The organism is Nocardioides euryhalodurans, from assembly GCF_004564375.1.
In the GTDB taxonomy this organism is placed as follows: Bacteria; Actinomycetota; Actinomycetes; order Propionibacteriales; family Nocardioidaceae; genus Nocardioides; species Nocardioides euryhalodurans.
Map to the genome: position 1 here is coordinate 1,024,234 of NZ_CP038267.1, position 26,420 is coordinate 1,050,653.

The window sequence follows — 26,420 nt, forward strand, 5'->3', positions numbered from 1 at the left end:
CCTACCGGTGGTCCGGCCCGGACCGACCAGACGTCAGCGAACGTGGCCGTCACCGGTCACGACGTACTTGGTCGTGGTCATCTCGGGAAGCCCCATCGGTCCCCGCGCGTGGAGCTTCTGGGTGCTGATGCCGATCTCCGCGCCGAATCCGAACTCGCCCCCGTCGGTGAAGCGGGTCGAGGCGTTGACCAGCACCGCGGCGGAGTCGACGGCCGCCACGAAGCGACGGGCCGCCGACTGGTCCTCGGTGACGATCGCGTCGGAGTGACCCGTGCCGTGGCGGTGGATGTGGTCGACCGCCTCGTCGAGCCCGGCCACCACCCGGGCGGAGATGTCGAGCGAGAGGTACTCGGTGCCCCAGTCGTCGTCGGTGGCGGCGACCACGCCGTCCTGGGCGAGGAAGCGGCCGTCGCCGTGGACGGTCACGCCGGCCGACTGCAGCGCCTCGACCACCCGCGGCACGAACACCTCGGCGACCGCCTCGTGCACCAGCAGCGACTCCGCCGCGTTGCAGACGCTGGTCCGGTGGGTCTTGGCGTTGAGGACGATCGCGAGGGCGCGGTCCAGGTCGGCCCCGGCGTCGACGTAGACGTGGCAGTTGCCGACCCCGGTCTCGATGACGGGCACCGTCGAGCCCTCGACCACCGACCGGATCAGCCCCGCACCACCGCGCGGCACCAACACGTCGACCAGGCCGCGGGCCCGCATCAGCGCCGTGACCGAGTCCCGGCTCTCCGCCGGCACGAGCTGCACCACGTCGGCGGGCAGCCCCGAGTCGGCCGCGGCCTCCCGCAGCACGCGGACCACGGCGGCGTTGGACGACCGGGCGCTCGAGGAGCCGCGCAGCAGCACCGCGTTGCCCGACTTCAGGCAGATGCCGGCCGCGTCGGCGGTGACGTTGGGGCGGGCCTCGTAGATCATCCCGACGACGCCGAACGGCACCCGCACCTGCCGCAGCTCCAGGCCGTTGGCGAGCGTGCTGCCGCGGACCACCTCGCCCACCGGGTCGGGCAGCCCGGCGACGTCGCGCAGGCCCTGGGCCATCTGCGCCAGCCGCTCGTCGGTGAGCCGCAGCCGGTCCAGGATGTTGGCCGGCGTCCCGGCCTGCTCGGCCCGGGCCAGGTCCTCCCCGTTGGCCCGCAGCACCTCCTCGCGCGCACCGAGCAGGGCCCCGGCCATCGCCTCCAGGGCGGCGTCCTTGCGCGCCCGGGGCTCGAGGGCGAGGTGGCGTGCGGCCGCGCGTGCGCGCACGGCCAGGGCGCGCACCTCGTCGGTCACCGACTCGTCCATGGCCGCAGGCTAGCCGCGCCCGAAAGATTTTCGGCCGATGTACCGGCATGCAGGCAACCGATCGGTGATCCTGTGCGTCAACCAAGCAGCGGGGGCATCGGGCTCCCCTGTCCCGAGAGGAATCAGATGCAACGGCGTGCCCTCACCGCAGCAGCCACGGGAGTCGCACTCGCGCTCTCCGGCGCACTCAGCGCCCTCACGACCACCAGCGCCCAGGCGGAGGACGTCGTGTCCCCGCTCGTCCTGGACGCTCCCAACCGGGTCGTGGCACGCAGCTACGACGGGTACGTCTACTCCGGCCTCGGCTTCCGCATGACCGCCAAGGGCGCACCGTTCGAGATCCGGGCCACCCGTCCCGAGGCCTACGACGGCCCGATCGCGGCCGTGTGGCAGCGCGGCGCGGGCGCCGAGGACGACGTGGCGCTTCCCGAGGGCTCCATGAGCTCCTGGCAGGGCCTCGACCACTTCGCGACCGTCAGGATCCTGCGTGAGGGCCGACGCCCTCGCGTGATCCGGACCCCGGGCTGCTTCAACGGCGAGGCGACGAAGGTCGGCCCGACCGGGCCGATCAGCAACCCGTACCCCTGGGGCTGCCCGTGGAACCCCTACACCCTCGGCTCGGTGATGGGCGTGGCCCAGGACTACTCCGCCTCCATGTTCCCCGAGTGGGGCTCCGCACTGCGCCTCAAGCCCGGCACCTACGAGATGGTCGCCTTCATCACGCCGGAGTGGCGTGAGTTCTTCGGCATCAGCGAGGCCGACGGCCGCGCCGAGTCCACGCTCGTCGTCCGCAAGGGTCGTGAGAACTGGCGCCCGACCGCCCGGACCGCCGCCGCAGCCGCCCAGCGGGCCGCGACCGCCGACACCACCGACGACGGCCTCGAGGAGACCACCGACGCCCCGACCGCGGAGTCCGCCGGCGCGCTGGCCGACGAGTTCGCGCCCGACCTGCGGTCACTGCCGGCCTTCGACATCAGCCTCAACGAGAAGGGCACCGCGATGCGCTTCGGCGCGACCGTGTGGAACGGGGGCGCGGGCCCGATGGTGATCGAGGGCTTCCGCGAGGACCACGACCACGCGGCGCGCAGCGGTCCCGGCGACCACGAGGACCACATGACCGCCTACCAGTACTACTTCGACGGTGACGGCAACCAGACCGGCTACGAGGCGGTCGGCGAGTTCGCCTACCACGCGGCCAACCACAACCACTGGCACTTCGAGGACTTCGCGCGCTACAACCTCTACGGCGCCGACGCCAACGGCGACCGGCTCGAGGACGTGGTCGTGAAGTCGACGAAGGCGTCGTTCTGCCTGGTGGCGACCGACGCGGTGGACCTCACCGTCCCCAACGCCGACATGCGGCCCGAGTACACCGACCTCGGCAGCCAGTGCGGCGGCCGGGGTGCACAGTCGCTGCGCCAGGTGCTGGCCAACGGCCACGGTGACACCTACCACCAGTTCCGGGCCGGCCAGGCCTTCCGGATCGGCAACGTCCCGGACGGCACCTACTACATCGGTGTCGAGGCCAACCCGGCCGACGAGCCGGGCGGCGTCAACGAGGGGCGCAACCTGCAGGAGCTCGACTACTCCAACAACGACTCGTTCCGGAAGGTCGAGATCTTCACGACCAAGCGGGGCGTGCGCAAGGTGCGGGCCGCGCAGGTCGGCGTGATCGAGGAGTGGAGCTTCGACGGCTTCCTCCGGAACTGACCGGACCCCGCGGCACGCACGAAGGGCCCCACCACCGGTTCGGTGGTGGGGCCCTCTCGTGGTGCTGGGGGCTCGGGAGCTCAGCCCTTGCGCTCGTTGACCTTCTCGGCGGCGGCCGGGAAGACGGTGTGGAGGTCGCCCACCACGCCGAAGTCGACCAGCTCGAAGATCGGGGCCTCGTCGTCCTTGTTGACCGCGACGATGGTCTTCGAGGTCTGCATGCCGGCCCGGTGCTGGATCGCACCCGAGATGCCGCCCGCGACGTAGAGCTGCGGCGAGACGGTCTTGCCGGTCTGGCCGATCTGGAAGCTGTGAGGGATCCAGCCCGAGTCGACGGCGGCACGGGAGGCGCCCACGGCGCCGCCGAGCGCGTCGGCCAGGCCCTCGACCGGCTCGAACTTGCCACCGGTCCCACGTCCGCCCGCCACCACGATGGCGGCCTCGGTCAGCTCGGGACGGCCGCTGGCCTTGCGCGGCTGCGAGGCCACGATCTGGGCCTTCTTGGCCGAGTCGGACACGGTCGCGGCGAACTCCTCCACGGTGCCGGCCCCGGCAGCCTCCTCCGGGGTTGCGGAGTTGGGCTTGACCGTGATGATCGGCGTGCCCGTGGTGACCTTGGCGGTCACCGTGTAGTTGCCGGCGAAGACCGACTGAGTGGTGACCGGGGTCCCGTCGCCCCCGTCGTCTGCCTGGACGTCGACGGCGTCGGTGATCAGGCCGGAGCCGATCTTGATCGCCAGCCGGCCGGCGACCTCCTTGCCCTCGAACGTGGACGGGATGAGGACCGCGGCGGGCGAGCTCTTCTCCACCAGCTGCTGGAGGGCCTCGGCCTTCGGGGCCACGAGGTAGCCCTTGATGTCGGCGTCGTCGACGACGTACACCTTCTCGGCGCCGTACTTCGCGACCTTCTCGGCGGCGGCGGCACCCTGGCTGCCCGCACCGATGAACACGGCGGAGGGCTCACCGAGGCGACGCGCCAGCGTCAGCAGCTCGTACGTCGGCTTCTTGACCTCGCCGTCGGCGTGGTCGATGAGTACCAGGACTTCGGTCATGTCAGGGAGCTCCTCAGATGAACTTCTTGGAGGCGAGGAAGTCCACGAGCGCGCTGGCGCCCGAGCCGTCCTCGTCGGTCACGATCTCGCCCGCGCTGCGCGGCGGGCGCGCGGTGGTGTCCTGGACCTCGGTCCAGGCCACGGAGAGGCCGACGTCACCGGCGTCCACGCCCAGGTCGCTGAGCGTGTAGGTCTCGAGCGGCTTCTTCTTCGCCGCCATGATCCCCTTGAACGACGGGTACCGGGCCTCACCGGTCTGGTCGGTCACCGACATCACCAGCGGCATGGTCGCACCGATCACCTCGGTGGCGACGTCACCGTCGCGCTTGACCCGGACCTGGTCGCCCTGGGTCTCGATCACCGACGCCAGGGTCACCTGGGGCAGGTCGAGGCGCTCGGCCAGCATCGCGGGCACGACGCTCATCGAGCCGTCGGTCGACGCCATCCCGCACATCACCAGGTCGACGTCGCCGATCTTCTCGATGGCCTTGGCCAGCACCAGCGAGGTGGCGATCGCGTCGGAGCCGGCGATGGCCTCGTCGGCCACGTGGACGCCGGAGTCAGCGCCCATCTGCAGCGCCTTGCGGACGGCGTCGACGCCGGCCTCGGGCGCCACGGTGAGGGCGATGACCTTCACGTCCTCGGGGCTCTCCGCCTTCTCCTTCAGCTGCAGGGCCTGCTCGACGGCGTACTCGTCGAGCTCGGACAGCAGACCGTCGACACCGTCGCGGTCCACGGTCTTGTCCTGCTCGAACTGCCGGTCGGCGGTGGCGTCGGGTACGTACTTCACACAGACGACAATGTTCATAGGGTGCGTGGCCGGTCAGGCCCCTCCTGTGCTCTCGGGTGGGTTCGAGGTTACTAGCGGGAAACTTGTCAGGGAACCGGCCCCGTCGGTGGGGTGGCTCACAGCGGTTCGGCCCGGCTCAGGGCCGGATCACGCGGTCGAGGATCCGTCCGACCACGAGGTAGGCCACCGCGCCGAGGCCCCAGTTGAGCAGGGCGTTCTTGACGTCGGCGTCCGGGCCGCGGAACTCCTTGATGCCGTTCTCGCGGGAGAAGACCCCCAGGTCGACGGCGTCCGCGCCACGGAGCACCGCGTCGACGAGCGCGTTGTCCTGGTTGGCCCCCAGCGCGACCAGCAGCGCGCCGATCGCGAGCAGCAGGGCGCACACCACGCAGACCAGCCACACCAGCTGCGCGAGCCGGAGGCGTACGACGTCGAGCGCCCGGCGACCGCCGGGGGGCGCCTTCGTGGTGGTGTCTCCGGACGGGTCGTCGGGGGTGGCCCTGCGCTTGGACATGGGCCGGATCATAGGCCCAGCGACGTCCGCCCGGCCCCTCGCTGTGACGAAGGGCTCAGCGGCCCCGGAACTCCGCCTTGCCCGGACCGTTGGCCACGAAGGAGTCCATCCCGATGCTGCGGTCCTCGGTGGCGAACAGCGCGGCGAACTGCTGGCGCTCGATCTCCAGCCCGGTGTCGAGGTCGACCTCGGAGCCACGGTCGACGGCCTCCTTCGCCGCGCGCAGGGCGTACGACGCCGCCCCGGCGAACTGCTTCGCCCAGGCGAGCGCCTCCTCGTAGACCGTGTCGGCCGGGAACACCTTGTCGACCAGCCCGATCGAGAGCGCCTCGTCGGCCTTGACGAAACGGCCGGTGAAGATGAGCTCCTTGGCTGTGCTGGGTCCCACCAGGCGGGTCAGCCGCTGGGTGCCGCCGGCGCCGGGGATGATGCCGAGCAGGATCTCGGGCTGCCCCAGCACGGCGTCCTCGGCCGCGAACCGCACGTCGGCGCACAGCGCGAGCTCGCAGCCCCCGCCGAGCGCGTAGCCGGTCACCGCGGCCACGACGGGCTTCGGGATGCGCGCGACGGCGCTGAAGGCGGACTGCAGCTTGCCAGAGCGCCCCACCATGTCGGTGTAGGACATCTCGGCCATCTCCTTGATGTCCGCACCGGCCGCGAAGACCCGCTCGCCGCCGTAGACGACGACGGCCCTGACGTCCTCACGCTCGCTCGCCTCGGCTGCAGCGGCCCGGATCTCCTCCTGGACCTGCGCGTTGAGGGCGTTCATCTTGGGACGGTCGAGCCGGATGGTGCCGACGCCCCCGTCGACCTCGAGACGTACGAACTCCGAACCCTCAGGCATCTGCCGCTCCTCTTCCTCGCTTCACAGGTCCCGACGAGGGTAGCGACGGCCATGGGATTGAATGGGCCGGGTGAGCCTCAACACCTGGCGGTGGCAGCACCACGACGAGACGACGCCCCTCTGGCCGGGGTTCCACCAGCAGCTCGGCGCGACGTGGGCGCCCGAGGCCACCAACTTCGCGGTCTGGGCGCCGCAGGCGACCGCGGCCTGGGTCTGCGTCTTCGACGAGGAGGGCACCGAGACCAGCCACCGGCTGACCGAGCACACGCTCGGGGTCTGGCACGGCAAGCTGCCAGGTGTCCGGGTCGGCCAGCGCTACGGCTTCCGCACCGACGGTCCCTGGGACCCCGGGCACGGCCTGCGCTTCAACCCGGCCAAGCTGCTCCTCGACCCGTACGCCCGCGCGATCTCGGGCGAGGTCGCGCCGGGCGACCTCGCACTCCCCCACACCGGCGACGGGCGCTCCCGCGACCCCCGCGACTCGGCGCCCGCGGTCCCGCGGTCGGTGGTCGTGCACGACGAGTTCGACTGGGAGGGCGACACCCGGCTCCGGACGCGCTGGCGCGACACGGTCATCTACGAGCTGCACGTCAAGGGCTTCACGCAGCTGCACGACCGGGTGCCCGAGGAGCTGCGCGGGACGTACGCCGGCCTCGGCAGCGAGGCCGTGACCGACTATCTCAACGACCTGGGCGTGACCGCGGTGGAGCTGCTGCCGGTGCAGCACTTCCTGACCGAGCCCTCGGTCGCCGAGCGCGGGATGACCAACTACTGGGGCTACAACACGATCGGCTACCTCGCGCCGCACGCGGCGTACTCCTCCACGGGCGACCGCGGTCAGCAGGTCACCGAGTTCAAGCAGATGGTGAAGAACTTCCACCGAGCCGGGATCGAGGTGTTCCTCGACGTGGTCTACAACCACACCGCCGAGGGCGGCCCGACCGGGCCGTCGTACTCGTTCCGGGGGCTGGACGACGCCGGCTTCTACAAGCGGTCCGGCACCGGCGACGACGCCTACTGGGACGTCACGGGCTGCGGCAACACCGTCGACACCACCAACCCCGGCGCGCTGCGGCTGATCCTGGACTCGCTGCGCTACTGGGTCACCGAGATGCACGTCGACGGGTTCCGGTTCGACCTCGCCTCGGCACTGGCGCGGACCGGCCACGACATCGACATGCACGGCGCGTTCCTGACGACCATCGGGCAGGACCCCGTGCTGCGCTACGTGAAGCTGATCGCGGAGCCGTGGGACGCCTCGATGGACGGCTACCGGGTCGGCTCCTTCCCGCCGCCGTGGGTGGAGTGGAACGACCGCTACCGCGACACGATGCGCGACTTCTGGCGGCCGGGCGCGGGATCGGTCCGCGAGGCCGCCTCACGGCTGGCCGGGAGCTCGGACCTCTACGCCGACGACGGGCGGTCGCCGTACGCCTCGGTCAACTTCGTGACGGCCCACGACGGCTTCACGCTGCGCGACTGGACGACCTACGAGCACAAGCACAACGAGGCCAACGGCGAGGACAACCGGGACGGCACCGACGGCAACCGGTCGTACAACTTCGGCCACGAGGGCGAGACGGACGATCCGGGGGTGATCGCTCTCCGGCGCCGGATCGCGTCGAACATGATCGCCACGCTGTGCCTGTCCAACGGGTCACCGATGATCACCGCCGGCGACGAGCGTGGCCGCACCCAGCGCGGCAACAACAACGCCTACGTCCAGGACAACGAGGTGTCGTGGCTCGACTGGCGCCCCGACGACGCCTGGCTCGACGTGTACGAGGTCACCAAGGCCGCGCTGCGGCTGCGGCGCGAGCACCCGGCGCTGCGGCAGCGGCACCACTTCGCAGGCTCCCCGACCATCGAGGGCGGGCCGAAGGACCTGGCCTGGCTGCACCCCGAGGGGCGCGAGATGTCGCCGCTGGACTGGCACGACGGCACCCTCGAGGTGATCGGGATGTTCGTCTCCGGCGACCCGCTCCGCTCCCCCGGCCCGCGCGGCGAGCAGCAGCGGGACGCCTCGTTCATGCTGTGGTTCAACTCCGGCGAGCAGCCGGTCGAGGTCGCGCTCCCCGACAACGCGTGGGTCCGGACCGGCGAGGTGGTCCTCTCCACCGACCCGGACCTCCCCCACGGCACCGCGGTCCTCGCCGGCGAGCCGCTCACCCTCGGCGGCCTCACCGTCGTGGTGCTCCGCCAGACCTGACGTACGCCGGGCGCTGCCCACCCCCACCGGGTCTCGAGGCTCGGCGCCGGGGCGCCTCACACCTCGACCTCCGGGAGGGGTCAGCCGTACGAGGTGCCCGCACCGGTGGTTGAGGTGCGAAGGCCGCCCAGGCCCGAGCCTCGAAACCCCCGCACCCACGCAGGGCGGCAACCGGGTCCCGCGCCTCGGCGTCGGAGCGCCTCACACCCCCCGACCTCCGAGACCGGCCGGCTGAAGGCGCCTCGGTCAGCTGGGCAGGGCGATCACACCGAGCTCGGCGGGCGAGGCGAGCAGGGCGTTCTTCGGGATCACGCGGACGGTGTAGCCGAAGGCGCCGCTGCGGGCCAGGCTGACCGTGCCGTCGAACCGGTGGCGACCGCCCTGGTAGGTCTCGGAGACGGCCAGCGACTCGGTGGCGGCGTTGACCAGCTGGTCCTCGCTGTCGATCACGCCGTGGACCAGCTGGACGTCGACGTCCTCCGGGGAGAGCGCGCCCAGCGAGACGAAGGCGCGCACGCTCAGCACGGTGCCGATCTCGGGGGCGTCGCCGACGCCGCTGCTCTCGACGTGCTCCACCCGCACCTCGGGCCAGCCACCCCGCACCCGCTTCTTCCAGGCAGCCAGGTCGGCCGCACCGGTGTAGTCGGAGTTGAGGCTGCGACCGGTCACCGCGGCCGGCGTGTAGAGCTGTCGCACGTAGTCGCGCACCATCCGGGTCGCCAGCACCTTCGGGCCGAGCGACTTCAGCGTGTGGCGGACCATCTCCAGCCAGCGCGCGGGCACCCCGTCGGGGCCGACGTCGTAGAAGCGGGGCGCGACCTCGTTCTCGATCAGGTCGTAGAGCGCGGTCGCCTCGAGGTCGTCACGGCGGTCGGGGTCCTCGACGCCGTCGGCGGACGGGATCGCCCAGCCGTTGGAGCCGTCGTACCACTCGTCCCACCAGCCGTCGAGGATCGAGAGGTTGAGGCCGCCGTTGAGGGCCGCCTTCATGCCGGAGGTGCCGCACGCCTCGTAGGGGCGCAGCGGGTTGTTCAGCCACACGTCGCAGCCCGGGTAGAGCGGCAGCGCCATGGCGATGTCGTAGTTGGGCAGGAACGCGATGCGGTGCCGGACCTCGGGGTCGTCGGCGAAGCGCACCATCTCCTGGATCAGCCGCTTGCCGCCCTCGTCGGCCGGGTGGGCCTTGCCGGCGATGATCAGCTGGATCGGCCGCTCGGGGTGGAGCAGCATCCGCTTGAGCCGCTCGGGGTCGGACAGCATCAGCGTGAGCCGCTTGTAGGACGGCACCCGGCGTGCGAAACCGATGGTCAGCACGTCGGGGTCGAGCGCGGAGTCGATCCAGGACAGCTCGGCGGGGGCGCTGCCGCGCTTGGCCCACGAACGTGCCAGGCGCTTGCGGGCGTCGACGACCAGCCGCTCGCGGAGCTTGCGCTTGGTGGCCCAGACCTCCTGGCCGGGCACCTTGTCGACGACGCCCCAGAAGGCGTCCGCGTCGGTGTGGTCGGCGTCGGCGCCGTGCCCGGAGGCCAGCTCGAAGACCTCGCGGCCGACCCAGGTCGGCGCGTGGACGCCGTTGGTGATCGAACCGATCGGGACCTCGGCCTCGTCGAAGGCGGGCCACAGCCCGTTGAACATCTCCCGCGACACGTGGCCGTGGAGCTGGGACACGCCGTTGGCACGCTGCGCGAGCCGGAAGCCCATCACCGCCATGTTGAAGACGCCGCGGTCGCCGCCGTCGTAGTCCTCGGCGCCGAGCGCCAGGATGCGGTCGACCGGGACACCGGGCACCGGCGAGGCACCGCCGAAGTACTGCTCCACCAGCTCGCGCGGGAAGCGGTCGATGCCGGCGGGCACCGGGGTGTGGGTCGTGAAGACGGTGGAGGCGCGGCTGACCTCGAGAGCGGTGTCGAAGTCGAGCTTCGGGCCCTTCTCGGCGACCGACAGCTCGCGGATCCGCTCGAGGCCGAGGAAGCCGGCGTGGCCCTCGTTGGTGTGGAAGACCTCGGGGTCCGGGGCGCCCGTGATCCGGGAGTACGCCCGCAGCGCACGCACGCCGCCGACGCCCAGCAGCAGCTCCTGGCGCAGCCGGTGCTCGGTGGTGCCGCCGTAGAGGCGGTCGGTCACGGCGCGGAAGTGGTCGGGGTTCTCCTCGACGTCGGTGTCGAGCAGCAGCAGCGGCACGCGCCCGACCTGGGCCACCCAGATCCGCGCGGCGAGCTCGGCGTCGTTGTCGATGGTGATCCGGACCATGGCCCGGGAGCCGTCGGCCTCGTGGAGGAGCGAGAGCGGCAGCTCGTCGGGGTCGAGGACGGGGTAGGTCTCCTGCTGCCAGCCCTCCTGGGAGAGCGACTGCTTGAAGTAGCCGTGGCGGTAGAGCAGGCCCACGCCGACCAGCGGGACCCCGAGGTCCGAGGCGGCCTTGAGGTGGTCGCCGGCGAGGATGCCGAGGCCGCCGGAGTACTGCGGCAGGACGGCGGTGATGCCGTACTCGGGCGAGAAGTACGCGACGCTGCGCGGCGCGTCGGCGCCGCTGCGGCGCTGGTACCAGTGGTCTCCGGCCAGGTAGGTGTCGAGGTCGCGGCGGGCGGCCTCGAGCCGCTCGACGAACGCGCCGTCACCGGCGAGCTCCTCGAGGCGTCGGGCCTCGACCGCACCGAGCAGCCGGACCGGGTCACGCCCGGTCGACTCCCACAGGGCCGGGTCGACGGCCTCGAAGACGTCCTGGGTGGGCGGGTGCCAGGACCACCGGAGGTTCCCGGCGAGGACACCCAGCGAGGCGAGCGCCTCGGGAAGGACGGGACGGACGGTGAAACGACGGATGGCACGCACGGCAGGACGGTAGCGCCAAAATGTGAACGATCCAACCCGTGGTCCAGCCCCCACCTCCCGCCACGCTCCCGAGGGGTCCCGGGAACCGGCCGCGTGAGGGACCCGACGCAAGACCCGGCTTGCGCCGACCCTGCCCGGACCGGAAGTGTTGCAGCATGGTCGGACGCATCCCCGTCATGGACGTCGAGCCCCTGGTCGACCTCGGTCGACAGCCTGCGAAGGCCACGGTGGGCGAGCCGTTCCCCGTGACCGCGACCGTGTTCAGAGAGGGACACGACAAGCTCAGCGCCGAGGTGGTCCTCGTGGACCCCCACGGCACTCGCCGAGACCCCGTGCGCATGGTGCCCCAGGGCGACGAGCCCGACCACTACGTCGCGTGGGTCACCCCCGACTCCCCCGGCGCCTGGACCTTCGAGGTGCAGGCCTGGTCCGACCCGATCGCCACCTGGCAGCACGACGCCGGGATCAAGATCCGGGCCGACGTGGACGTCGAGCTGATGTTCACCGAGGGCCGGCTGATCCTCGAGCGGGTCCTGGCCGACCTGTCTCCGAGCGAGGCCCGGGCGCGCGACCTGGTCACCGCCGGCATCGACGCTGCCGGCGACACCGACCGGCCGGTGCCGGCCAGGCTGGCCGCCCTGGAGGCCCCCGAGCTCGCAGCCGTGCTGCGCGAGCACCCGCTGCGCGAGCTGGTCACGGTCGAGGGACCGTTCCCGGCGTACGCCGACCGGGAGCGCGCTCTCTACGGCAGCTGGTACGAGTTCTTCCCGCGCTCGGAGGGCGCGCGGAAGGACCCGCGGACCGGCACGGTCACGAGCGGCAACCTCCGCACGGCCGCGAAGCGGCTGGACGCCGTGGCGGCCATGGGCTTCGACGTCATCTACCTGCCGCCGATCCACCCGATCGGCGAGGTCAACCGCAAGGGCCCCAACAACACCCTGACCCCCGGCCCCGAGGACACCGGGTCGCCGTGGGCGATCGGGTCCAGGGACGGCGGTCACGACGCGATCCACCCCGACCTCGGCACCTTCGACGACTTCGACGCCTTCGTCGAGCGGGCCCGCTCGGTGGGCCTCGAGGTGGCGCTGGACCTCGCCCTGCAGGCCGCGCCCGACCACCCGTGGGTGACCTCCCACCCGGAGTGGTTCACCACGCGTGCCGACGGCACCATCGCCTACGCCGAGAACCCGCCCAAGAAGTACCAGGACATCTACCCGCTCAACTTCGACAACGACCCCGCAGGGATCGCCGACGAGGTGCTGCGGATCGTCCGACTGTGGGTGTCCCACGGCGTTCGCATCTTCCGGGTCGACAACCCCCACACCAAGCCGGTGGCGTTCTGGGAGTGGCTGCTGCGCGAGGTCCGCACCACCGACCCCGACGTGCTCTTCCTCGCCGAGGCGTTCACGAAGCCGGCCATGATGCGCGGCCTCGGTGCGATCGGCTTCCAGCAGTCCTACACCTACTTCACGTGGCGCACGGCCAAGACCGAGATCGAGGACTACCTCGTCGAGCTCGCGACCGAGACCGACCACCTGATGCGGCCCAACTTCTTCGTCAACACCCCCGACATCCTGCACGCCTTCCTCCAGTACGGCGGCCCGCCGGCGTTCAAGATCCGGGCCGCCCTCGCGGCGACCTCGTCCCCCAGCTGGGGCGTGTACGCCGGCTACGAGCTCTTCGAGCACGTCGCGGTCAAGCCCGGGAGCGAGGAGTACCTCGACTCGGAGAAGTACCAGGTCCGTGTCCGCGACTGGGGTGACCCCGAGGCCACCGCCTTCGAGGGGGTCCGCTCGCTGGCGCCGTACCTCACCCGGCTCAACGAGGTCCGCCGCGCGCACCCGGCGCTGCAGCGGCTCCGCAACCTCACCGTCCACCGCACCGACGACGAGCACGTGCTGGCCTTCAGCAAGCGCGAGGGCGACGACGTGGTGGTCGTGGTGATCAACCTGGACCCGCACAGCACCCGCGAGACCACGGTCCACCTGGACCTCCCCGCACTCGGCCTGGACTGGAACGAGTCCTTCGCCGTGCACGACGAGCTCACCGACCAGACCTGGGCCTGGGGCGAGCACAACTACGTCCGCCTCGACCCGTTCATCGAACCAGCCCACGTGCTGGCCGTCAGGAGGACGCGTTGACCGAGGTGATCGCCGACCACCACGGAGTGGAGGAGCCGGCCGACCAGACCCCCGAGTGGTTCAAGACCGCCGTCTTCTACGAGGTGCTGGTCCGCTCCTTCCGCGACGCCAACGCCGACGGGACCGGTGACTTCCGGGGCTTGGTGGAGAAGCTCGACTACCTGCAGTGGCTCGGGGTGGACTGCCTGTGGGTCCCGCCGTTCTTCACCTCGCCGCTGCGCGACGGCGGCTACGACGTGGCCGACTTCACCGACATCCTGCCGGAGTGCGGGACGGTCGAGGACTTCCAGCTGTTCCTCGACGAGGCCCACAAGCGCGGCATCCGGGTGATCATCGACTTCGTCATGAACCACACCAGTGACGCCCACCCGTGGTTCCAGGAGTCGCGACGCGACCCCGACGGCCCGTACGGCGACTTCTACGTGTGGTCCGACACCGACGAGCTGTACGCCGACGCCCGGATCATCTTCGTCGACACCGAGCCGTCGAACTGGACCTGGGACCCGGTCCGCGGTCAGTACTACTGGCACCGGTTCTTCCACCACCAGCCGGACCTCAACTTCGACAACCCGGCCGTCCACGAGGCGATGCTGGAGGCGATGGACTTCTGGCTCGCGATGGGCCTGGACGGCTTCCGCCTCGACGCCGTCCCCTACCTGTACGAGCGGCCGGGCACCAACGGCGAGAACCTCCCCGAGACCCACGAGATGCTCAAGAAGGTCCGGCGGTTCGTCGACCAGAAGTACCCCGGCACCGTCCTGCTGTGCGAGGCCAACCAGTGGCCGGCCGACGTCGTCGAGTACTTCGGCGACCCCTCGGTCGGCGGCGACGAGTGCCACATGGCCTTCCACTTCCCCGTGATGCCCCGCATCTTCATGGCGGTGCGACGCGAGTCGCGCTACCCCATCAGCGAGATCATGGAGCAGACGCCTGACATCCCCGACGGCTGCCAGTGGGGTGTGTTCCTCCGCAACCACGACGAGCTGACGCTCGAGATGGTGACCGACGAGGACCGCGACTACATGTGGGAGGAGTACGCCAAGGACCCCCGCATGAAGGCCAACATCGGCATCCGCCGGCGGTTGGCCCCGCTGCTCGACAACGACGTGAACCGGATGGAGCTGTTCACCGCCCTGCTGCTCTCGCTGCCGGGCTCCCCGGTCCTCTACTACGGCGACGAGATCGGGATGGGCGACAACATCTGGCTCGGTGACCGCGACGGCGTCCGCACCCCGATGCAGTGGACGCCCGACCGCAACGCAGGCTTCTCCTCCGCGACGCCGGGGCGGCTGCACCTGCCGCTGATCCAGGACCCCGTCAACGGCTACCAGAGCGTCAACGTGGAGGCGCAGCTGGAGAACACGTCCTCGCTGCTGCACTGGACGCGCCGGATGATCCACGCCCGGCGCAACCACCACGCCTTCGGGCTCGGCACCTTCACCGACCTCGGGGGCTCCAACCCGAGCGTTCTGTCCTACGTCCGGGAGCACGTCGAGGAGGACGGCCGCGAGGACGTCGTCGTCTGCGTCAACAACCTCTCCCGCTTCCCCCAGCCGGTGCAGCTCGACCTGCGCCACTGGGAGGGCATGGTGCCGGTGGAGCTGCTGGGCGGGGTGCCGTTCCCGCCGATCGGCGAGCTGCCGTACCTCCTGACGATCGGCGGCTACGGCTTCTACTGGTTCCGGCTCACCCGGCCGGCCACCGGCGAGGTGACCTCGTGACGCTGCCGCTGGAGGACTTCCTGACCGGCGCCCGCTGGTTCGGGGGCAAGGGCCGGCCGCTGGCCGTGACCGGTGTCCGCCGGCTCGGGCTGCTCGGTGACGAGCGCCGGGGCACCGGCAGCCCGGCGCTGGCGCTGGACCTCGTGACGGTCGACTACTCCGACGCCGAGGGCGGCACGGAGTACTACCAGCTCCCGCTGTCGTGCTACTCCGAGCCGCAGGCCTCCCTCGAGCACGCCGCCGTCGGCAGCACCGAGGACCCCGACCTGGGGTTCGTCCACGTCTACGACGCGGTCCACGACCGCCAGGCCATGGCCCACCTGCTCGAGGCCTTCGACCGGCAGCCGACCGGCGGGCCGCTGCGATTCGAGCGGCTCCCCGGGCACGACCTCGACCTCGGCACCCACTCGACGCTCTTCTCCGGGGAGCAGTCGAACTCCTCGGTCGCCTTCGGGGAGGACTCCCTGCTCAAGGTGTTCCGCAAGATCACGCCGGGCCGCAACCCCGACATCACGGTCCACGAGGTGCTGACCCGCGCCGGCTCCGACCACGTCGCGGCGCTCTTCGGCTGGCTCGAGTCGGACTCCCTGCTCGAGGGCGAGGTGCTGCAGCTCGCGATGCTGCAGCAGTTCCTCCGCACCGCCAGCGACGGGTGGGAGCTGGCGCTCTCCAGCGTGCGCAACCTGTTCGCGGAGGCCGACCTCCACGCCAACGAGGTCGGCGGCGACTTCGCGGGCGAGGCGCGCCGGCTGGGCGTCGCGCTGCGGGAGACCCACGAGACCCTCGCGCAGCACTTCCCGACCCGGACCCGCTCCACCGACGAGCAGGCCGCGGTCGCCGCGGCCATGAACGCCCGGCTCGACGCGGCCGCCGCGATCGTGCCCCAGCTCGTCGAGCGGGTGCCCGCCGTGCGCCGGGTCTTCGACGCCGCGGCCGGCCTCACCGACGTCGCGGTGCAGCAGATCCACGCCGACCTCCACCTCGGCCAGACGCTGCGGACCGTCAAGGGCTGGAAGATCGTCGACTTCGAGGGTGAGCCCGCCAAGCCGCTCGCGGAGCGGCAGCTGCCCGACACCCCGTGGCGTGACGTCGCCGGCATGCTCCGCTCCTTCGACTACGCCCCGCGCGTCGTCGAGCGCACCTACGACGACTCCGATCCGTCCGCCACCGAGCAGCGCGCCTACCGCTCCGCCGAGTGGTCCAAGCGCAACCGGACCGCGTTCCTCGCTGCCTATGCCGGCCGCGACCTGACCCCGCAGGAGAACCTCCTGCTCGCGGCGTACGTCGCGGACAAGGCCGTCTACGAGACGGTGTACGAGGCACGAAACCGCCCGACCTGGGTGTCCATCCCCCTCGACGCGATCTCCCGAGTGAGGCCCTCATGAGTGCTGTCCTGCCCGTCTCCCACGAAGAGCTCGACCTGCTGGTCCGGGGTGAGCACGGCCACCCCCACGCGGTCCTCGGACCGCACCCGCACGACGGCGCCGTCACGGTCCGGGTGCTCAAGCCGCTGGCCTCCTCGGTCGTCGTGGCCTGGGGCGAGGAGCGCGTGTCCCTCGACCACGAGCACGAGGGGGTCTGGGTGGGGGTGCTGCCGACCACGGAGGTGCCCGGCTACCGGCTCGAGGTCTCCTACGACGGTGGTCCGACCACGCTCGACGACCCGTACCGGTTCCTCCCCACGCTGGGCGAGATGGACCTCCACCTCATCAACGAGGGCCGCCACGAGAACCTCTGGGACGTGCTCGGTGCGCGGGTCCACCACTACGACGGCCCGCTGGGTGACACCGTCTCCGGCACCGCGTTCGCCGTGTGGGCGCCCTCCGCCCGGGGCGTGCGGGTGAAGGGCTCCTTCAACAGCTGGGACGGTCGCGAGCACCCGATGCGCCAGCTCGGCCAGTCGGGCGTCTGGGAGCTGTTCGTGCCCGACACCGGCTCCGGCACCGGCTACAAGTTCGCGATCCTCGGCGCCGACGGCCAGTGGCGCGAGAAGGCGGACCCGATGGCCTTCCACACGGAGGTGCCGCCGATGACGTCCTCGGTGGTCTTCGAGTCGACCTACACCTGGGGCGACGACGAGTGGATGGCGGCGCGGGCCTCCGGCGAGCCGCCGGTCGAGCACGCCATGTCGACCTACGAGATGCACCTGGGGTCGTGGCGCAAGCGCGACGGCCAGGTGATGACCTACGCCGAGCTCGCCGACGAGCTGGTCCCCTACCTCACCGACCTGGGCTTCACCCACGTCGAGTTCCTGCCGGTCATGGAGCACCCGTTCGGTGGCTCGTGGGGCTACCAGGTGACGTCGTACTTCGCACCCACCGCGAGGTTCGGCGACCCCGACGGCTTCCGCCACCTCGTCGACCGCCTGCACCAGGCCGGCATCGGCGTGATCGTCGACTGGGTGCCGGCCCACTTCCCGAAGGACGAGTTCGCGCTCGCCCGCTTCGACGGGACCCCGCTCTACGAGGACCCCAACCCCTCGCGCGGCGAGCACCCCGACTGGGGCACCTACGTCTTCAACTTCGGCCGGCGCGAGGTCCGCAACTTCCTCGTCGCCAACGCGCTCTACTGGCTGGAGGAGTTCCACGTCGACGGGCTCCGGGTCGACGCCGTCGCCTCGATGCTCTACCTCGACTACTCCCGCGAGCCGGGCCAGTGGTCGCCCAACGTGCACGGCGGCCGGGAGAACCTCGAGGCGATGCAGTTCCTGCAGGAGATGAACGGCACCGTCGGCAAGCGGGTGCCCGGCGCGATGACCATCGCCGAGGAGTCGACCTCATGGCCCGGCGTCACCCGGCCGACCTCGGAGGGCGGCCTCGGCTTCGGCTTCAAGTGGAACATGGGGTGGATGCACGACTCGCTCGGCTACGTGCAGCACCAGCCGGTGCACCGCTCCTGGCACCACGGCGAGATGACCTTCTCGATCGTCTACGCGTGGTCGGAGCACTACGTCCTCCCGATCAGCCACGACGAGGTCGTCCACGGCAAGGGGTCGCTGCTGCGCAAGATGCCCGGTGACCGGTGGCAGCAGCTGGCCAACCTGCGGGCCTACCTCGGCTACATGTGGGCCCACCCCGGCAAGCAGCTGCTCTTCATGGGCGCCGAGCTCGGCCAGGAGTCGGAGTGGGCCGAGGCCCGCGAGCTCGACTGGTGGCTGCTCGACCACCCCGAGCACCGCGGGGTGCAGTCGCTGGTGCGCGACCTCAACCGGGTCTACCGCGAGACACCGGCGCTGTGGGCCAGCGACGCCGACCCGGCGACGTACGAGTGGATCGACGCCAACGACGCCCACCGCAACACCTTCTCGTTCCTGCGCCGCTCCGCCGGCTCGCCGGACCTCGTCTGCGTCGCCAACTTCGCGGACCAGCCGCACCACGGCTACCGGCTCGGCCTGCCCACCGCCGGCGCCTGGGAGGAGGTGCTCAACACCGACGCCGAGTCCTACACCGGCTCCGGCGTCGGCAACCTCGGCACCGTCACCGCCGTCGAGGGCGACCACGCCGGCCGCCCGGCGTACGCCGACATCGTCGTGCCGCCGCTGGCGACCGTGTGGTTCCGGAAGCGCGACTGAGCGGGGCGGCGCGACTGCGCATTTCCCATGAGATGTAGGCGCTTGCTCGCCTCTCATGGCTGATCGACCGTGGGAAGCGTGCCTCTGCCCACATCTCATGGGAAATGCCCAGGGCACGCCACCGGCCTTCCAGACCATCAACAATCCACAACCTACGCACCCGGCGCGTTCGTCCACAACCGCGCCCAGGACGACCGCAGAGGAGCCGCTCGGCACGAGACCGTCCGGGCATGGACCCGCTCCGCCTGATTGCCGAGACCGACGGCTACTTCACGCGTGCCATGGCGCGCGACTGCGGCTACAGCAACCGCGAGATCGACGCGATGCACCGGCAGCGGACGTGGCTGCGGTTCCGTCACGGCTACTACACGTTCCCCGACCTCTGGGAGCCCCTCGACGAGGCCGGCCGCCACCGCATCCGCTGCCGTGCGGTGATGCATGCACTGGGGCCCCGGGTCGCTCTCAGTCACATCTCGAGCATCGTGATGCGAGGAGTGGACCCCTGGGGGTACGACCTGAGCCGCGTGCACGTCACACGACTCGACAACGGTGCGGGCCGTGTTGAGGGCGACATCGTGCACCACGCCGCGCGGATACCTACCGAGGACGTGGTGGTCCACGACGGACTCGCCATGACTTCCGTCGATCGCTCCACCATCGAGGCGGCAACCCAAGGAGACAGTGAAGCCGCGCTCTGCCTCTTCAACCAGGTGCTCCACGCCGAGATGGCGACCATCGATCAGTTGTCCGTCCGCTTCGAGGCGATGGCTCACTGGCCTCGTACCCAGCGGCTCCACATCCCCATTCGTATGGCCGATCCGCGCAGCGAGAGCGTCGGGGAGTCAAGGGGGAACTGGTTCTTCAGGCGGTACCGCATCCCCGCACCCGTTCCCCAGTTCGAGGTCTACGACGCCGACGGCGTCCTTCGGGGGACGTGCGACTGGGGCTGGCCCGACCATCGGCAGCTCGGGGAGTTCGACGGCAGGGTCAAGTACGGCCGGCTGCTCAGGCCCGGCCAGCATGCGGGGGATGTCGTCTTCGCCGAGAAGATCCGCGAGGACGAGCTGCGCGAGATCACGGGCTACGGGATGATCAGGCTGACCTGGGGAGACTACGACCGGCCCCGGCTCACCGTCGCTCGACTGCACCGCGGTTTGGGCATCGCGAGTTGATGGGCGAGACCACCCACCGCATTTCCCATGAGATGTTGGCGCTTGGTTCCTTCTCATGACTGATCAACCGTGAGGAGTGAGCACCCTCCAACAACTCATGGGAAATGCTCCCTCGTCAGGTGCGAGCCACCCCCGGGCTAGGGTGAAGCAGTGACCGACCCAGCCCTCCGCCAACCGACCGTGGAGACGGTCGCGGAGGGCGTGGCGCGGATCAGCTGGGCGGTGGAGGTGACCCGCGCCGGGTTCCACGAGGCCGTGCAGCGGGTCGCCCCCGAGGTCGAGGCCGCGCTGGAGGCGCACACCCGGGTCGAGGCCCTGGTCAGCCCCGACGACGCCGAGGGACAGCGGATCGCGACCTGGTCCGGCATGCGCCGGGAGGGCGTGCTGCGCGGCCTGGTCGTCGACGGCGAGGTCGCCGACCGGATCCTCTACGCCCGGCTCGCCAGCGACACGCCCGTCAGCGAGCCCGGCGGCTTCCGGGCTCTGCTCAACTCCTTCCTGCCGCGCAAGCGTGCGATCAGCCAGCTGCTGCTGCGCGACCCGGACGACCGGGTGCTGCTGTGCCAGCTGACCTACAAGCAGGACTGGGACCTCCCCGGCGGGGTGGTCGAGGTCGGTGAGTCCCCGCACCTCGCGGTCGGCCGGGAGGTCGAGGAGGAGCTCGGCCTGGTGGTCCCTCCCGGCCCGCTGCTGCTGACCGACTGGCTGCCTCCGTGGGGCGGCTGGGACGACGCCCTGTGCCTGGTCTTCGACGGCGGCGTCCACGACCCGGCGATCCTCGACGACGTGGTCAAGCAGGTGCGCGAGATCCGCAGCGTGGCCTTCTGCACCCCCTCGGAGGTGGCTGCGCGCTGCGCCGACTTCACGGCCCGCCGGATCGCGGCCGCGCTGGACAACGTGCACGGCACCGCACCGGCCTACGTCGAGAGCGGTCGCCGCGACGACGACCGCTGAGGCGGGGGACCTCGCCATTCCGGCCGGGACGCGCCAAGATCAGCAGATGGGCTTCGTCTTCGACTTCTCGGCAGGCAACAAGGACCAGCGTGACCTCCTCGGCGGCAAGGGTGCCAACCTCGCCGAGATGACCAACCTCGGCCTGCCGGTGCCCCCGGGATTCACGATCACCACCGAGGCCTGCCGCGCCTACCTGCAGGACGGCGGTGACCCCGACGGCCTGGCCGAGGAGGTCAGCGCCCACCTCGGTGCGCTCGAGGAGAAGATGGGCCGGCGGCTCGGCGAGGCCGCGGACCCGCTGCTCGTCAGCGTCCGCTCCGGGGCCAAGTTCTCGATGCCGGGGATGATGGAGACGGTCCTCAACATCGGGCTCAACGACGAGTCGGTGGCAGGTCTGGCCGCCCAGAGCGACGACGAGCGGTTCGCGCAGGACTCCTACCGCCGGCTGCTGCAGATGTTCGGCGCCACCGTGCTGGGCATCGACGGCGAGCACTTCGCCGAGGCGCTCGACGACGCCAAGCGCAGTCGCGGCACCGACAACGACCTCGACCTCGACGCCGAGGACCTGCGCGGCCTGGTCGCGACCTTCAAGAAGATCGTCGAGGAGCACACCGGCCGGCCCTTCCCGCAGGACCCGCGCGAGCAGCTCGACCTCGCCGTGCGCGCCGTCTTCGACTCCTGGAACACCGACCGCGCCCGGCTCTACCGTCGCCAGGAGCGGATCCCCGAGGACCTCGGCACCGCGGTCAACATCCAGGCGATGGTCTTCGGCAACTTCGGGATGGACTCGGGATCGGGCGTCGCCTTCACCCGCGACCCGGCCAGCGGCAACCAGGGCGAGTACGGCGACTACCTCCAGAACGCACAGGGCGAGGACGTCGTCGCCGGTATCCGCAACACGGTCTCCCTGGCCGACTTCGGTGACGTCGACCGGAAGTCCCACGACGACCTCATGGCGATCATGACCCGGCTCGAGCGGCACTACCGCGACATGTGCGACATCGAGTTCACGGTGGAGCGGGGCAAGCTCTGGATGCTGCAGACCCGGGTGGGCAAGCGGACCCCCGAGGCCGCCTTCCGGATCGCGGTGCACATGGTCGACGAGGGGCTGATCGGCCTGGACGAGGCGGTGCTGCGCGTCAGCGGCGCCCAGCTCGCCCAGCTGATGTTCCCCCGCTTCGACGAGTCGGCCGAGCGGACGCTGCTTGCCAAGGGCATGAACGCCTCCCCCGGCGCCGCGGTCGGCAAGGCGGTCTTCGACTCCGACACCGCGGTCGCCTGGGCCGAGCGCGGCGAGGACGTGGTGCTGGTCCGCAAGGAGACCAACCCCGATGACCTGCGCGGCATGGTGGCCGCCCAGGGCATCCTCACCAGCCGTGGCGGCAAGACCTCGCACGCCGCGGTCGTCGCCCGCGGCATGGGCCGTACGTGCGTCTGCGGCGCCGAGTCGCTCGACGTCGACGCCCGCGCGAAGGAGTTCCGGGTCCGCGACGGCGAGACGGTGCGTGAGGGCGACGTGATCTCGATCGACGGCACCACCGGCGAGGTCTTCGCCGGGGCCGTGCCCGTCTCGGCCTCGCTCATCGTGCGCCACTTCGAGGGCGAGAAGATCGACGACGACCTCGTCTCGGCCGTCTCGCGCATCATGGCCCACGCCGACGGCGCGCGGCGGCTGCGGGTGCGTGCCAACTCCGACACCCCCGAGGACTCGGCCCGGGCCCGACGCTTCGGGGCCCAGGGCATCGGACTGTGCCGCACCGAGCACATGTTCCTCGGCGACCGCCGCGAGCTGGTGGAGCGGCTGATCGTCGCCGAGGACGAGGCCACGCAGGAACAGGCCCTCGCCGCGCTGCTGCCGTTGCAGCGGCAGGACTTCGCCGAGATCTTCGAGGCGATGGACGGCCTCCCGGTGACGATCCGCCTCATCGACCCGCCGCTCCACGAGTTCCTGCCCGACCTGACCGAGCTGTCGGTGAAGGTCGCGCTCGAGGAGGAGCGTGGTGAGGGGTCCGAGCGCGACCGCGTGCTGCTGCAGCACGTCCGGCGGCTGCACGAGCAGAACCCCATGCTCGGTCTGCGCGGCGTGCGGCTCGGCATCCAGATCCCCGGGCTCTTCGAGATGCAGGCCCGCGCGATCCTCGAGGCCGCGGCCGACTACACCGCTGCCGGGGGCCGGCCGCTGCCCGAGATCATGATCCCGCTGGTGGCGAGCGTCCGCGAGCTCGACGTGGTCAAGGGCACCATCCTGGGGGTCGCCGAGGAGGTCCAGGCCGACCGCGGCGTACGCCTCGACTTCTCGGTCGGCACCATGATCGAGCTCCCCCGCGCCGCCTTCCTCGCCGACCGGATCGCCGGCTCGGCCGACTTCTTCTCGTTCGGCACCAACGACCTGACGCAGATGGCGTGGGGCTTCTCGCGCGACGACGTCGAGGCCGCCTTCTTCTCCCGCTACTTCGACCACGGGATCTTCGACGTCTCGCCCTTCGAGTCCCTCGACCAGCTCGGCGTCGGCGGCATGGTCGAGATGGGGACCACCAAGGGTCGTGCGACCAAGCCCAACCTGAAGGTCGGGGTCTGCGGCGAGCACGGCGGCGACCCGCGGTCCATCCACTTCTTCGACGACGTCGGGCTCGACTACGTGTCGTGCTCCCCCTTCCGCGTGCCGGTGGCGCGCCTCGAGGCCGGGCGCTCGGTGCTCGCGCAGCGCGGAGCGAGCCGTACGGGTGGATAGCTGACCGCGAAGGTCATCGTCTTCCGGGCCGGATGGATGATTTCCGCGGTCAGCTATCGACTCAGGGCAGGCCAGCCGTCAGCGCGACCTCGTCCTCTGCGAGGCGCCGGGGCCGGCGGCGCGGCCGCAGTGCCACGAGCACCCCGGCCAGCAGGATCGCGCCGCCACCCGCCTCGGCGGCGTTGGGCACCTCGTCGACGAGCAGCCACGCCGAGCCCATCCCGACCACGGGCACCAGCAGGATCCACGGGACGACCGCGCTCGAGGGCCACCGCGCGAGCAGCCCGTTGAAGATGCCGTAGCCGACCAGGGAGGCCAGCCCTGCCGTGTAGAGGGTCGACACCGACGCCTGCCACGACCAGCCGGCGAGGCCGGCCACGACCGCGTCTCCCCCGTGGACGAGGACGGCGAGGGCCAGGGCCGGCAGCGGTACGACGACCGCCGACCACACGGTCAGCGACAGGCCCGCGACCACCCCGGCCGAGCGGACGACCACGTTGCCGACCGCCCACGACAGGGCGGCGGCCACGCAGAGCAGGAGCGCGAGGAGCGGGACGTCGCCACCCCGACCGGCACCGACGACGAGCAGCCCGACCGTGCCGAGGGCGACACCGACCACCTGGGCGCCGGTCGGCCACTCCCGGAGCGCGCCAGCGGCGATCACGATCGTGAGCACCACCTGCGCCTGCAGCACCAGGGACGCCAGCCCGGGCGGCATTCCCGCCGCGATGGAGGCGTAGAGCAGCCCGAACTGGCCGAGCGACATGAACCCGCCGACGGCGAGCAGGGTGCGGAGCGGCACCTGCGGCCGCCGTACGAGCAGGACGGCGGGGAAGACCACCACGAGGAACCGGACGGCGACGAACAGCAACGGGGGCACGTCCTGCATCCCCCAGTCGATGACCACGAAGTTGAGCCCCCACACCACGGCGACGAGGACGGCCAGCAGCGAGTCGCGGAGGTTCACGTGCCCCAGTCTGCCGACCGAGGACCATGCAGCACCAGCGACCGTATGTGCACAGTTCGATGTAGCGTTGCTTCATGATCGAGCTGTCAGCCCTGCGCTCCCTGCGGGCGGTGGACACCCATGGCTCGGTGGTCGCCGCCGCAGCGTCTCTCGGCTTCACCCCCAGCGCCGTCTCGCAGCAGGTCAAGCGACTCGAGCGTCAGGCCGGCGTACCGCTGCTCGAGCGGGTCGGTCGCGGGGTGATGCTCACCGGGCACGGCCGTCGGCTGGTGGCCGACGGCTCCCGGCTGCTCGGCGAGCTGGAGTCGCTGGAGGCCGAGCTCCAGCACGAGGCCGGCCGCGTGGCCGGCCAGCTGCGGATCGCCGCCTTCTCGACCGCGACCCGCGGCCTGGTCGCGCCGGTCGTCCGCACCCTCCTGGACGCCCACCCCGACCTGCGGCTGACGCTGACCGAGACCGAGCCGTGGGACACCGTCGAGCTGGTCGCCACCGGCCAGCAGGAGATCGGCATCGTCCACCGCTGGGGCGACGTCCCGCTCAGCATCCCCGAGCACCTGGTGGCGACCTCGATCGGTCACGACGTGGCCGACGTGGTGCTCCCCGCGGGGCACCCGCTGGGCTCCCGCGAGCGGCTCAGCCCGCTCGACCTCGTGGACGAGCCGTGGGTGGCCACCCCCGAGGGCACGATCTGTCGTGAGTGGCTCGTCCGGATGTACGTCGGCACCGGTCGGTCACCCCGGATCGCGCACGTGGCCATGGAGTTCGACAGCCACCTGGCGCTGGTCGGCGCCGGCCTCGGGATCGCCCTGGTGCCGCGACTCGGCCGCCGGCCGCTCACTCCCGACGTGGTCGCCGTGCCGGCGCACCGGCCGGTCCCCACCCGCGACGTGATCGTGGTGCGCCGGGCCTCGATGGCCCGCTCCCCCGCCGTCGAGGCGGTCGTCGCAGCCTTGCGCAGCGCCGCCGTTTCCTAGAACAGCGCGGAGGCGAGGTTCTGCCGGCCGCGCAGCACCCGCGGGTCGTCGTTGCCGACGGCACCGAACAGCGCGAGCAGGTGCTCGCGGGCGGCGTCACGCTCGTCCCCCGCCGTGCGCCGGACCAGGTCGACGAGCCGGTTGAACGCGTCGTCGACGTGGCCGCCGAGCAGGTCGAGGTCCGCCACCATCGTCTGGGCGTCGACGTCGTCGGGCGCGGCCGCGGCGGCCTCGCGGGCCTGCTGGAGGTCGACGCCACGGGTGCGCTGCAGCACCTTGGCCATCGCCAGCCCGGCGGCCGCCTCGGCGTCGGCGGGGTTGGCGTCGACGAGCTTCTGGTACTCGGCGACAGCACCATCGACGTCGTCGGCCTCGAGGGCGGCCTGGGCAGCGGCGTAGCGCGGGTCGACGGCGGGCTCGGCGTCACCCTCCTGCTCCACCTCGGCCTGCGGCGTGCGGGGCTGGTGGCGCCCGGTCACGCCCTGTGCCGTCAGCTGCTGCATCACCTGCGTCAGGGCGGTCCGCAGCTCCTCGAGCGGGACCACGTCCTGGAGCAGCGGCATCGGCCGGCCGTCGAGGACCGCCACGACGAGCGGCACGGACGGGATCTGCATCGCCTGCGCGATCTGGGGAGCGGCGTCGATGTCGACCATGCCCGCCAGGAAGCGTCCCTCGAACTCCCCCGCCAGCGTCTCGAGGTCCGCGGCGAGCTGGGCGCTCTCGGGCATCCGGGTCCGCGAGAAGAACACCAGCAGCAACGGCGCGGTCATCGACGCCTCGATGGTGGCCTGGAAGTTCTCCTCGCTGACCGTGACCGCGTAGGCGGAGGTGGCCCCGCCCGCTGCCGCCTGGCCGCCCGCTCCGGCCGGCGGGGCAGGTGCGGCGGCCGGCTGCTTGAGCGCGGACAGGTCGATGGCTCCCGGGCGGCTGAACGGCTGCTGCGTCATGCGC

The 26,420-nt window shown here is 71.4% G+C and carries 18 protein-coding genes; 10 read left to right on the plus strand and 8 right to left on the minus strand.

What is annotated here, in order from left to right; genetic code table 11:
• Positions 1-33 precede the first annotated feature (33 nt).
• Positions 34-1,290 carry a glutamate-5-semialdehyde dehydrogenase gene (locus EXE57_RS04840; RefSeq protein ID WP_135074502.1) on the minus strand — a complete coding sequence of 419 codons (1,257 nt, stop codon included), beginning with the start codon at positions 1,288-1,290 and terminating at the stop codon, positions 34-36.
• Between the two features lie 126 nt (positions 1,291-1,416).
• Here EXE57_RS04840 and EXE57_RS04845 point away from each other — a divergent pair, with 126 nt between their 5' ends.
• Entirely contained in the window at positions 1,417-3,000 is a 1,584-nt protein-coding gene (locus tag EXE57_RS04845; RefSeq protein ID WP_135074503.1) for a lysyl oxidase family protein, read from the plus strand.
• 80 nt (positions 3,001-3,080) lie between these two features.
• On the opposite strand, the gene EXE57_RS04850 is transcribed toward EXE57_RS04845, so the two are convergent.
• From EXE57_RS04850 to EXE57_RS04865, 4 genes are all read right to left on the minus strand, one after another.
• A complete protein-coding gene (locus EXE57_RS04850; protein ID WP_135074505.1) occupies positions 3,081-4,052 on the minus strand; it encodes an electron transfer flavoprotein subunit alpha/FixB family protein in 972 nt (323 codons plus the stop codon).
• A gap of 13 nt (positions 4,053-4,065) precedes the next feature.
• Complete coding sequence (locus EXE57_RS04855) at positions 4,066-4,842, minus strand: electron transfer flavoprotein subunit beta/FixA family protein (RefSeq protein ID WP_244246996.1); 777 nt, start codon at positions 4,840-4,842, stop codon at positions 4,066-4,068.
• Positions 4,843-4,978: 136 nt separating this feature from the next.
• The gene (locus EXE57_RS04860; RefSeq protein ID WP_135074509.1) at positions 4,979-5,356 is read right to left on the minus strand and encodes a hypothetical protein; all 378 of its coding nucleotides are present in this window, start codon (positions 5,354-5,356) and stop codon (positions 4,979-4,981) included.
• Positions 5,357-5,411: 55 nt separating this feature from the next.
• Positions 5,412-6,200 (minus strand): enoyl-CoA hydratase/isomerase family protein, encoded by a 789-nt coding sequence (locus EXE57_RS04865; protein ID WP_135074511.1) that lies wholly within the window; start codon positions 6,198-6,200, stop codon positions 5,412-5,414.
• Positions 6,201-6,270: 70 nt separating this feature from the next.
• Here EXE57_RS04865 and glgX point away from each other — a divergent pair, with 70 nt between their 5' ends.
• A complete protein-coding gene (gene glgX, locus EXE57_RS04870; protein WP_244246997.1) occupies positions 6,271-8,409 on the plus strand; it encodes a glycogen debranching protein GlgX in 2,139 nt (712 codons plus the stop codon).
• 246 nt (positions 8,410-8,655) lie between these two features.
• Here the strand turns inward: glgX and glgP are convergent, their stop codons facing one another.
• Positions 8,656-11,238, minus strand: coding sequence for an alpha-glucan family phosphorylase (gene glgP, locus EXE57_RS04875; RefSeq protein ID WP_135074515.1), 2,583 nt, complete (start codon positions 11,236-11,238; stop codon positions 8,656-8,658).
• Between the two features lie 155 nt (positions 11,239-11,393).
• On the opposite strand from glgP, the gene EXE57_RS04880 reads away from it, so the two are divergent.
• The 7 genes from EXE57_RS04880 to ppdK all read left to right on the plus strand — a co-directional run bounded on the left by EXE57_RS04880 (position 11,394) and on the right by ppdK (position 23,528).
• Positions 11,394-13,379: an alpha-1,4-glucan--maltose-1-phosphate maltosyltransferase gene (locus EXE57_RS04880; protein WP_135074517.1), complete on the plus strand. Its 1,986-nt coding sequence runs from the start codon at positions 11,394-11,396 to the stop codon at positions 13,377-13,379.
• Positions 13,376-15,100 carry a maltose alpha-D-glucosyltransferase gene (gene treS, locus EXE57_RS04885; protein ID WP_208542973.1) on the plus strand — a complete coding sequence of 575 codons (1,725 nt, stop codon included), beginning with the start codon at positions 13,376-13,378 and terminating at the stop codon, positions 15,098-15,100. The genes EXE57_RS04880 and treS overlap by 4 nt, the downstream gene beginning before the upstream one ends.
• Complete coding sequence (locus EXE57_RS04890) at positions 15,097-16,485, plus strand: maltokinase N-terminal cap-like domain-containing protein (RefSeq protein WP_135074521.1); 1,389 nt, start codon at positions 15,097-15,099, stop codon at positions 16,483-16,485. Before treS ends, EXE57_RS04890 begins: the two co-directional genes overlap by 4 nt.
• Entirely contained in the window at positions 16,482-18,671 is a 2,190-nt protein-coding gene (glgB, locus tag EXE57_RS04895) for a 1,4-alpha-glucan branching protein GlgB (RefSeq protein WP_135074523.1), read from the plus strand. The genes EXE57_RS04890 and glgB overlap by 4 nt, the downstream gene beginning before the upstream one ends.
• 230 nt (positions 18,672-18,901) lie before the next feature.
• On the plus strand, positions 18,902-19,843 hold the full coding sequence (locus tag EXE57_RS04900; protein WP_135074525.1) for a type IV toxin-antitoxin system AbiEi family antitoxin domain-containing protein: 942 nt from the start codon (positions 18,902-18,904) through the stop codon (positions 19,841-19,843).
• Positions 19,844-19,993: 150 nt separating this feature from the next.
• Complete coding sequence (locus EXE57_RS04905; RefSeq protein WP_135074527.1) at positions 19,994-20,797, plus strand: NUDIX hydrolase; 804 nt, start codon at positions 19,994-19,996, stop codon at positions 20,795-20,797.
• 46 nt (positions 20,798-20,843) lie between these two features.
• Positions 20,844-23,528, plus strand: coding sequence for a pyruvate, phosphate dikinase (ppdK, locus tag EXE57_RS04910; RefSeq protein WP_135074529.1), 2,685 nt, complete (start codon positions 20,844-20,846; stop codon positions 23,526-23,528).
• Between the two features lie 61 nt (positions 23,529-23,589).
• Here the strand turns inward: ppdK and EXE57_RS04915 are convergent, their stop codons facing one another.
• Complete coding sequence (locus EXE57_RS04915) at positions 23,590-24,495, minus strand: EamA family transporter (RefSeq protein ID WP_135074531.1); 906 nt, start codon at positions 24,493-24,495, stop codon at positions 23,590-23,592.
• A 74-nt stretch (positions 24,496-24,569) separates the two neighbouring features.
• Here EXE57_RS04915 and EXE57_RS04920 point away from each other — a divergent pair, with 74 nt between their 5' ends.
• A complete protein-coding gene (locus tag EXE57_RS04920) occupies positions 24,570-25,469 on the plus strand; it encodes a LysR family transcriptional regulator (RefSeq protein WP_135074533.1) in 900 nt (299 codons plus the stop codon).
• Here the strand turns inward: EXE57_RS04920 and EXE57_RS04925 are convergent.
• Positions 25,466-26,416 (minus strand): co-chaperone YbbN, encoded by a 951-nt coding sequence (locus EXE57_RS04925; RefSeq protein ID WP_135074535.1) that lies wholly within the window; start codon positions 26,414-26,416, stop codon positions 25,466-25,468. The genes EXE57_RS04920 and EXE57_RS04925 overlap by 4 nt on opposite strands.
• Positions 26,417-26,420 lie beyond the last annotated feature (4 nt).